Origin of the sequence: Desulfobulbus sp. (assembly GCF_030824455.1) — a bacterium.
Taxonomy (GTDB): domain Bacteria; phylum Desulfobacterota; class Desulfobulbia; order Desulfobulbales; family Desulfobulbaceae; genus Desulfobulbus.
On sequence record NZ_JAVBXR010000081.1, the window covers coordinates 1 to 10,428 of the forward strand.

Here is a 10,428-nt window from a genome sequence, read left to right on the forward strand (position 1 = left end):
CCCCTGCCCCTTGCTGATTACCTCACCGTCTTCGGCGCACGCGCCCTCGGCGACCACCACAATCGAGTAGTGTTTGTTGTGCAGTTCGTTGTCGGCGATTTTTTCGCAGATCGCATCGAGCTTGAACGGTATTTCCGGAATAAGAATCACATCGGCGCCGCCGGAGATGCCCGAATAGAGGGCAATCCAGCCGGAATCGCGCCCCATGACCTCGACCACCATCACCCGGTCGTGGGACTTGGCGGTGGAGTGCAGCTTGTCGATGGCGTCGGTGGCGGTGGAAACGGCGGTGTCAAAACCGAAGGTCCGGTCCGTTGCCTCCAGGTCGTTGTCAATGGTTTTGGGCACGCCAATCACCGGCATCCCCTTCTGGGCAAAGCGATGGGCGATCTCCAGACTGCCGTCGCCGCCCACCGCAATATGGCAAAAGAAACCCATCCGGTTGAAATTGGCCAGGATCTTGTCGGAAATGTCGATAATTTGAATTTCGCCGGCAAGATTTTCCACCGGCTTGGCAAAGGGGTTGCCCTTGTTGGTCGAGCCCAGGATGGTCCCGCCTTGGGAAAGAATGCCCTCCACATCCTCGGGGGTGAGGCGGATCAAATCGTCTCGATCCAGCAAACCGCCGTACCCTGACCTACTGCCGTAGACCTCCCATCCTTTCCTGGTTGCTGAATTGACCACGGCAAAAATAACCGCATTCAGACCCGGCGCGTCGCCGCCGCCGGTGGATATAAGCAATTTTTCTCGCATAATGAGGCCCTCGCCCGTGAAGGTTTTCTTTACTGCTCTAGAAGCATTGTTCTGAATTGTAGAAAGCCCCATGCGGATTGACAATCTTTTTCCATTCAATAAACCGATTTTATAATAATTTCCTGCGGATTGGCCAATTGCCACAGAGCCCTTTCTCGCCCTGCTTTGGCCTGGGCCGGCGGGTTGCCGCCCTGGCCGCGCGCCTGCCACATTGAAGCGCCCCGAGCGAGATCCTCATTTTTTTTAGGCGCACATGATCTTTTCCACCGCTATCTTTATTGACGCGAACCGGTTTGCAGCTTACTCTTGAGCCATACCCAAACACTTCTTCCCCTCTGGGGAAGGAGGCTTTTTTTACTTTTAAGGAGGCAGAATGTTCGAAGTAACAGCGATTGCTGTAGACAATCTGAAAGCCTACCTCGAGCAGAACAAAATTAGTTCTGCTGTTCGCATCGCACTGATGCAGGGTGGCTGAAGTGGCCCATCACTGGGTTTGGCTCTGGATGAGCCAAAAGATAGCGATAAGGTCTACGAGGAAGGCGGCCTGAAGTTTCTTGTTGATGCAGATCTGCAGGAAAAATGCGGGGCCGTCAAAGTTGATTTCATGGAGGCCGGATATCGATCCGGGTTTTCCATCACCTCCGCCAACCCTTTAGGCGGTGGCGGCAGCTGCAGTTCCGGCTCCTGTGGCGGATCGTGCGGCTGAAGTCGAATCGATCTCCGGAAAATCATCCCCTTTGCCGCCAGCGGCAAAGGGGATTTGTTTTTACAGGGGTGTGAAAAGCCCCTCTCTTTTGTGCCAAAATCTTGACACTGCTATTTTCCGCCTTATCGTCTCTTGTTAATAAACCCATTAACATCCTGTTTTTAAAAATAAACAGAACAGGCAAGGAGAGAAGATATGCAACTTGACAAATTCACCCTTAAATCCCAGGAAGCCATCCAGGCCGCGCAACAGCTGGCCCAGAACAGCGGCAACCAGGAACTGCAACCCGAGCACCTGCTCAAGGCCATCCTTGAACAGCCCGAGGGTGTGGTGGTTCCGGTGCTGCAGAAAATGGGCGTCACCCCAAGCGTGGTCCTGAATGAGACCAACCAACTGATCAACAACCTGCCCAAGGTCAGCGGCGCCGGGGCCGGCCAGACCTACGCCTCGCAGCAGTTCAGAAATCTGCTCGACCAATCCTTCAAGACTGCGGCCAACATGCAGGACGAGTACGTCAGCCAGGAGCACCTGTTCCTGACCATTCTGGCCGACCGCTCACTCAAGGCAACCGCCATGTTGAGTCGCCTGGGCGTGACCAGCGAGGCTTTTCTCAATGCCTTGAAGACGGTGCGCGGCAACCAGCGGGTCACCGATCCCTATCCGGAAGACAAATACCAGGCCCTGGAAAAATACGCCCGCAACCTCACCGACGTGGCCCGCAAGGGCAAGCTCGACCCGGTGGTCGGCCGGGACGAGGAAATCCGCCGGGTGATCCAGGTGCTGTCCCGCCGCACCAAGAACAACCCGGTGCTGATCGGCGAGCCAGGCGTCGGCAAGACCGCGATTGTTGAAGGCTTGGCGCAGCGGATCGTCAACGGCGACATCCCTTCGACCCTGGAGGGCAAGCAGGTCATTTCCCTTGACCTGGGCTCCCTGGTGGCCGGCGCCAAATACCGGGGCGAGTTTGAAGACCGGCTCAAGGCGGTGCTCAAGGAGGTAGAGAAAAAGGCAGGCGAAATCATCCTGTTCATCGACGAAATCCACACCCTGGTCGGAGCCGGCGCGGCTGAAGGCTCGATGGACGCCTCCAACATGCTCAAACCCGCCCTGGCCCGGGGCGAACTGCACTGCGTCGGGGCCACCACCCTGGACGAATACCGCAAATACATCGAGAAGGACGCCGCCCTGGAGCGCCGCTTTCAGCCGGTGCTGGTGCAGGAACCCAGCGAGGAAGACACCATTGCCATCCTGCGCGGCATCAAGGAAAAATACGAGGTCCATCACGGCGTGCGCATCCAGGATGCGGCCACGGTTGCGGCGGTCACCCTGTCCAGCCGGTACATCACCGACCGCTTCCTGCCGGACAAGGCCATCGACCTGATCGACGAGGCGGCCTCGCGGCTGCGGATCGAAATCGACTCCATGCCCACCGAAATCGACCAGTTGGAACGTAAAAAAATCAAACTGGAGATTGAAAAAGAGGCCCTGAAAAAAGAAAAAGATCCCGCGTCGCTCGAACGGCTGGACAAAGTCCAGGAGGATCTGGCCAATCTCGACGACTCGCTCAAGGGCATGAAAGGGCAGTGGACCCTGGAGAAGGACATCATTCAGTCGATCCGCGACATCAAGGCCAGGATCGATCAGGCCCACATGGAAGAGCAGCGGGCCGAACGGGCCGGGGAACTGAGCAAGGTGGCGGAACTCCGCTACGGCAAGATCGTACAGCTGACCAAAGAACTGGACGCCGCCAACGCCCGGCTCAGCGAAATCCAGGAAAAACACCAGATGCTCAAGGAGGAGGTTTCCTCCGAAGATATCGCTGCGGTGGTGGCCAAGTGGACCGGCATTCCAGTGGACCGGCTCCTGGAAGGTGAAAAAGAAAAGCTGGTGCAGGCCGAAACGGCCCTTGGCTCCCGGGTGATCGGCCAAAAGGAGGCCATTGTTGCGGTCGCCAACGCGGTGCGGCGGGCGCGGGCCGGATTGCAGGACCCCGACCGCCCCCTGGGCAGTTTCATTTTCTTGGGCCCCACCGGCGTGGGCAAGACCGAACTGGCCCGGAGCCTGGCCGATTTCCTGTTTGACTCGGAACAAGCCATGATCCGGATTGATATGTCCGAATACATGGAAAAGCACTCGGTGGCCCGGCTGATCGGCGCCCCTCCAGGCTATGTCGGCTACGACGAGGGCGGCATGCTCACCGAAGCGGTGCGGAGACGGCCCTACTCGGTCATCCTGTTGGATGAAATCGAAAAGGCCCATCCCGACGTCTTCAACGTGCTGTTGCAGGTGCTCGACGACGGCCGCATGACCGACGGCAAGGGACGGACCGTGGATTTTAAGAACACGATCCTGATCATGACCTCAAACCTCGGCAGCAACATCATCATGGAGTTGGCGCAAACCGATCCCGAGACCATGCGGCGGCAGATCGACGATCTGTTGCATCGCCAGTTCAAGCCGGAATTTCTCAACCGCGTCGACGAGATCATCACCTTCCATGGCCTGACCCGTGACAACCTTGCCCAGATTGTCGACATCCAGATCAAACGGATGGCCAAACGGCTGGCCGCGCACAAGTACAAGGTAACGCTCACCAAGGAGGCCAAGCAATTTCTGGTCGACATTGGATACGACCCCTCGTTTGGCGCACGGCCGTTGAAACGGGCGATCCAGCGGCACATCGAAGACCCGCTGGCCATGGAAATTCTGGAAGGCCGCTTTGCCGAAGGCGACCACATCCTTATCGACCGGGGCCAGGACAATCGCCTGACCTTTGCCAAACAGTAATCTCCCCTCATCTCCCCCTTCCGTTGCGCCAGGAAGGGGGAGAGCCTTGCCTGTCTCTCTGCTCCCCATGAAAACAATGCTTTCAAAAGAGGGAATAGCGGAGTAAATTCATCAGCATACTCAACGAAGTACAGAGGTCGCCCCTCAGGGGGTTCCACGATCCCATCATCGGTTGCGCCAGGGACCTCCGGCATGCCCAATCCCCTGTTCACCCTTTTCTCCCTCGCCTCGCTCTGGTTGCGGCCACGCCGACGACGATGCATCTGCAGGGCGCATCGTCCTTTCGTCCGCCTGATCTTCCTCGTCTTCTGCCTATTGGCAACCGAATTTGCAAGCCCGGTGTTCGCCCAACCCGCCGTTGTTGTCGCCATTTCCGGCGATCTCACCGAGAGCCAACGCAACAACATCCGCAGTTTTCTTTCCCTGGTGAGAATTGGGGACAAGGAAACCCTCACCGAGGCGATGTTCAACCGTCTCTACAACAAAGCGCCCAAGGAGGCCGCCAAGGCCTTGGAGCCTTTTGGCTATTATTCCCCAGAAATAACCTTATCGCACACGCGACAAGGGGCCGGACGCCAGGTGGACGTGAAGGTTGCGACTGGGCTGCCGGTCACCGTTGGAGAGCTGGAGATCGCGTTGACCGGCGCAGGAGAGCAGGACAACGCGCTGCGGGAGGCGGTCAAACGTTTCCCGCTCCACCGAGGCGAGGTCCTTGATCATCAACTCTACGAAGGCGGCAAAGACATGCTGATCGCCGTTGCCCTGGAAAGCGGCTATCACCAAGCCGTTTTTCGCCAGAGCCGGGCGGAAGTCAGCCGAAAATCACGCAGCGCCGTAATACGCCTGCACCTTGACACCGGCCCCCAATATCTTTTTGGGCCGCTCACCTTTGACGCGGATTTCATCGATCACGCTCTCCTGCGCAAAATCACCCCGGTGCGCGAAGGCGATCCCTTTTCCCCCAAAGCCCTGACCCGATTGCGCCAGTCCCTGTTTGGCGCTGATTATTTCGACACCGTGGAGGTGCAATACGACCTTGATAAAACGACCGCCTTCAAGGTGCCCGTCAAGGTCGTGCTTACCCCCAATATCGCCCATAAATACGGCATTGGGCTGGGATACGGCACCGACACCGGGATGCGCGGGACACTGGAATACGTCAACCGCCACATCAACAGCATGGGCCACCAGCTGAACCTGCAATTGCAGCCCTCGGAGCGAAAAAGCAATCTCAGCGGGGTGTACACCATCCCCATTGGCGATCCCAAGCGAGACCGCCTGAGCTTGGCGGGAAAATACGAAACCGAACAGCTTGACGCCACCGACATCAACACCCTGAGCGCCGTCGTCAGCCACGATCACTTTCGGGAAAAAGGGGAATATTCCACCTATGTGCAATTCCTTGACGAGCAGTACACCGTTGGTTCGGATTCCGGACAGGCGTCCCTGCTCATCCCCGGCCTCAAGGGCAGCGTCTTCTGGGCGGACGACCGCATTGTCGCCAAACGGGGCATCCGCATCACGGCGAGCGCCATTGGCAGCCAAGAAACGCTTTTTGCCGACGCCGCTTTTCTCCAGACCTCCTTGCGAACCAAGGCGATCTATTCGTTCTTTGATCAGTGGCGGGTCATCGGTCGAGCCGACGTCGGGTCCACCCTGGTCAACGACGTGTTTGACCTGCCGCCGTCGCTCCGCTACTACGCGGGCGGCGATCAGAGCGTTCGGGGCTACGGCTATAAAACCATTGGTCCAACCGATGCGGACGGCACTGTGCTCGGCGGCAAAGACCTGCTCACCTACAGCATGGAACTGGAGCGGTCGATCTTTGACGAATGGAGCGGCGCGGTGTTTTACGACAGCGGCGCGGCGATGAACACCTTTTCAAACATCGATCTTCATTCAGGCGCCGGCGTTGGCGTTCGCTGGAACGGCGTGTTTGGCCAAATCCGCCTGGATCTGGCCAAGGCGCTCGATGAAGGAGGCTCCTGGCGCATCCATTTCACCATGGGAGCCGATCTCTGATGCACAAATGGCTGCGCCGACTGTCGGCCGCTGGGGCGCTGTTGCTTGCGCTGCTCGCGGCCGCCTTGTTTTTTCTTGCCGGCACAGAGGCCGGCTTGCGCTGCCTGGCGGCAATCTGCAATCGCCTGAGCGCCAACATTGTCACCATCGGGGCCGCCTCGGGTTCGCTGTTCAGCACGCTGCACCTCCGCAATATTCGCTACGACGACGGGGTTGACGTCGTTGTCGTCGACGCGCTTGACCTGACCTGGGATCCTTCGCACCTGTTGGATGGCCACATCCAGGTGCCCGCCGTCCACGGATCAGGCGTTCAAGTGCGCCTTGGCGACAGCGTTGGCGAAACCGTGCTCGCGCCTTTTTCTTTTCCTGGACGCCTGATGGTCGAGCACGTCTCTGTGGACGGCATTACCATTTTCTCTGACCAGGCGGAAATCTGGCGACTCGACACGGCAACGCTTGCCAACCTAATCTATCACGGTCAAGCTTTGACCTTTGACGACTTGGCGCTCATCGGCAAGGAAAGCACGATCAGGGCCAAGGGCGGGCTGCAAACCGGCAACGACTATCCGGTGCAATCGACCATCGAGGCACTCATCCGCCCGGAGGGGTACCAGCCCATTGCCGGACGCGGCACGATTTCCGGCCCCGTCAATGGATTGCAGATCGACGCTGATCTCCACAGCCCGTTCCCTACCCATCTCAGCGGCCGGCTCAACAAGCTCCTGGGAGCAACCACCTGGGAAGCGCAGGTGCACTGTCCGACGGCGGCTCTGCCGGCAATCCATCACGACTGGCCCGAGCAACGGTTTGCCGATGTTGTCGTTACAGGCCTGGGAACCTTGGATGATTACCGTCTTGCCATTCAATCGTCCGCCGGATTGCCTGGCCTCAAAGAAGCAACCGCGCTTTCCGCTGACCTTGAGGGCGATTTCGACGGGATCCGCATCCAAAGCCTTCAGCTCGCGCAGGGAAAATCTTCGCTGGCCGCCAAGGGGCGCCTGGCCTGGAACCCAGCGTTGTCCTGGGAAGCGGAGGTCCACGGCGCCCATATTAACCCCGCCCTGATGTTTGCCGACTGGCCCGGTGATGTTTCCTGCACACTGAACACTGAGGGGCGCCTTGACGGCGACGACGTCCGCGCCTCCTTCCGCCTGCCCCAACTGCAGGGAACCTTACGCGGCTTCCCCCTGGCCGGCAAAGGCGAAGCGCTCCTCCGGGGCCGGCAGGTTCGCATTCCCCTTTTCGCCCTGACCAGCGCCGGCTCCGGATTGCAGATCCAGGGCCAGGTTGCCGACACTGTAGACCTTTCCGTCAAGCTGCAATCCGGCAATCTGGGCGAACTGTGGCCAAACGCACGGGGCAAGATCGACCTCAACGCCAAAGTCACGGGGCCTTCCGCCAAACCCGAATTCACCCTCAAAATCACTAGTTCCCGCGTTGGCCTCGGGGGCGACCGCATCGAATCCATCAATCTGGAAACCAAGGGGACGCTTGCCGCGGAAGGTTCCCTTGCCGCAACAGTCACGGCCAAACAAGCGCAACTTGCAGGCGTCAATCTCACTCAGGCCAAAGCGCAGTGGAAAGGCTCGCTCAAGGATCACACCTTGGTCGCCGAGGCGCGAACTCCAGAGTATTCGGCTGGGTTCGCCGCCCAAGGATCTTTTATGGATCGCCACTGGCAAGGAACGCTCCGGGAGACCCGCTTGACCCAACTGACCGGCGGCCCATTGGGCGACTGGCGCCAGCAACAACCTGCGGCATTTTCCGCCTCCGCGGAGAAGGTGGAACTGAAACCGGCCTGCCTTGCCTCGTCTTCTTCCGCCCGCTTGTGCATCAACGGCTCATGGCTGCCGCCGACCAGTGTCTGGCAAATGCACGGTACGCTTGCCGCTTTGCCTCTGCAGGCCGCAAGCGAGTTCTTCCAAACGCCGCGCCCGCTTGAAGGGCAGCTCGACGCTGTACTGGACGTAACCGGTCAACGCGCCAGGATCATCGCCGGCACACTCAACTGTGACGGAACCGATGTGGCTATGCGCCTGCCCATTGCAGACGGCGGCGAGCGTCGCCTGCGGTGGCGGAAAAACACGGTGCGGGCCGACTACGCCAACAACCGACTGCAGGCAACGTTGAGCAGCGAACTCTCTGACAACAGCAGCATCCAGGCCGGATTCAAACTTACCGCGGCCGATCTATTGGCAGCCAACCTCAGCCAGTCTCCTTTACAGGGCTCCCTCCAGGTTCACGTGGAGGATCTCTCTCCGGTCGCCTTATTGACCGACAATGCAGCGAACCTTTCCGGCGCGATGCAGGGGCAAGCCACAGTCAGCGGCTCGGCGACCGCCCCGCTGATCACCGGTAAAATCGAACTGGTCAACGGCCAGGCCGAGATACCGGCCTTGGGGATCACCCTGGTGCCGCTCTTCGTCACCCTCCAAGGGGATGCCACGACCGTTCGCCTCGAGGCCACGGCTCGCTCAGGCAAGGGCGAGCTTCAGGCGGCCAGCACGATTCAGTTGCGCCAATCGACCTCGCAATTCGTCTCCGTGCATCTGACTGGTCAAAATTTCCAAGCCGTCCGCCTGCCAGGGTTGGAACTGGAAGCTTCGCCGGATCTGCAGCTTGTTTTCAACAAACAGCAAAGAGAAATACGCGGGGAAATCAATATTCCCAGCGCAAAAATCACCTCCATAGACATCAATCGCGCCACCCCTCCATCCAGCGACATCATCGTGGTCGACGACGAACAACCTGCGGCGACGACCACGACGACCGCCACCCTGCCCCTTTACACGACTGTAAACATGACAGCAGGCGACGATGTCCAGCTCGACGCCTACGGATTGCGCGGCGCCGTCACCGGCAATTTACACATTGCAGGCCAACCAGGACGACCGCACGTCGGCAACGGGACCCTCAACATTCGCGACGGTTCGTTTACGATCTACGGCAGACGCTTAAAAATAGATGTGGGCCGCTTGCTGTTCTCCGGAGGCCCCTTAACCAATCCCGGGATTGAACTGCGCAGTGAAAACAAAAACGAAAAAGTGACGACCGGCGTCATCGTCGACGGTTTTCTCCAACACCCAAACATTTCCTTTTACTCAACTCCAGCCATGGAGCAATCCGCCATCGTCAGCAATCTGCTCGAGAACACCGCGATTGGCGGCGAGACCAGGCATGACGTCGGATTCATAGGGAAAGCAGCAGACAAGGCAGGGTTAGGCGGTCTAGTGCCCTACCTGCAGAGCATCAAGACGCTTTCCATGATTGATGAGATTAAACTCGAAACAGGCGATAATTATGACGACTTTTCATTGGTGTTCGGCAGCTGGATCACTCCGGATTTTTATGTTGGTTACGGGAAAGATCTGGTTAAGGAATCTGGAAGCTTCACCACTCGCTACACTCTCGGCGCGGGTTTTTACTTTCTAACGGAAACCGGGGCTTCGCAAAGCGGCGGCGATCTCCTCTATGAATTTGAGCAGTAGCGGCGTCAAATCACGACCCAGTGCACGGATGGTGTTCCGCTTGCAGAGGCAGAAGGGAACCCGATTGCCTTTTTGCCGGTGTTGCGGTACGTTCGTCCGCTCTCCCACAACTCAATGTCAACCATACCAACCAAGGACTTATCATGGCGGAAACGATAGAGGATTTAACGGTAAATTACGAAGAAGAGGGCGTGCTGATCGTCAAGGAAATCGACAAGGAAGTTCTTTCCAAAGGCGCATGGACAACCATCCTTTTCCGTTATCAAGATTACGACAAGAACACCCAGGAATACAGCGCCGATAAATTCACCATCCGTCGCTACCAGAAAAGAAACGGCCAATACCAGACAAAATCAAAATTCAACATCTCGAGCGTGGCGCAGGCGCAGAAAATCATTGAAACGCTGACCCACTGGACAGCCGCCGCCGAGAGCAATCAATAGCAACATCAGCCTATAATTACGCCCAAATCTGCAGCGTCTCAACCAGGGGGCGTTGCAGGTTCCATTTTCTCGATCTCAATAGACATTTCCCCTTGACGTCCCCTGCAGACTTGGGTTATATTCACGCCTCGTTGCTTCGCAGGTGCAACTGCAGAGTGGTAATTCGCTGGCGGCCAAAAAGAAAGTGGTTGACACGGAAAACAAAACGAGTTAAGTTAGCAAACGCAGC

6 protein-coding genes are annotated in these 10,428 nt (G+C 58.1%); 5 read left to right on the top strand and 1 reads right to left on the bottom strand.

Translation table 11 applies throughout. From position 1 onward, the window contains the following. Nucleotides 1-753, bottom strand: a 753-nt coding sequence (locus tag RCH93_RS10410; RefSeq protein WP_306548329.1) for an ATP-dependent 6-phosphofructokinase, incomplete at its 3' end; no start/stop codon positions are given. 373 nt (nt 754-1,126) lie between these two features. On the opposite strand from RCH93_RS10410, the gene RCH93_RS10415 reads away from it, so the two are divergent. The 5 genes from RCH93_RS10415 (at nt 1,127) to RCH93_RS10435 (ending at nt 10,199) form a co-directional block, all read left to right on the top strand. Continuing rightward, nucleotides 1,127-1,459 (top strand): IscA/HesB family protein, encoded by a 333-nt coding sequence (locus RCH93_RS10415; RefSeq protein WP_306548330.1) that lies wholly within the window; start codon nt 1,127-1,129, stop codon nt 1,457-1,459. A 195-nt stretch (nt 1,460-1,654) separates the two neighbouring features. Next, entirely contained in the window at nt 1,655-4,246 is a 2,592-nt protein-coding gene (gene clpB / locus RCH93_RS10420; RefSeq protein WP_306548331.1) for an ATP-dependent chaperone ClpB, read from the top strand. 192 nt (nt 4,247-4,438) lie between these two features. Further along, the gene (locus RCH93_RS10425; RefSeq protein WP_306548332.1) at nt 4,439-6,268 is read left to right on the top strand and encodes an autotransporter assembly complex family protein; all 1,830 of its coding nucleotides are present in this window, start codon (nt 4,439-4,441) and stop codon (nt 6,266-6,268) included. Next, a complete protein-coding gene (locus RCH93_RS10430; RefSeq protein ID WP_306548333.1) occupies nt 6,268-9,756 on the top strand; it encodes a translocation/assembly module TamB domain-containing protein in 3,489 nt (1,162 codons plus the stop codon). The genes RCH93_RS10425 and RCH93_RS10430 overlap by 1 nt, the downstream gene beginning before the upstream one ends. A gap of 143 nt (nt 9,757-9,899) precedes the next feature. Beyond that, nucleotides 9,900-10,199: a hypothetical protein gene (locus RCH93_RS10435; protein ID WP_306548334.1), complete on the top strand. Its 300-nt coding sequence runs from the start codon at nt 9,900-9,902 to the stop codon at nt 10,197-10,199. Nucleotides 10,200-10,428: the final 229 nt, after the last annotated feature.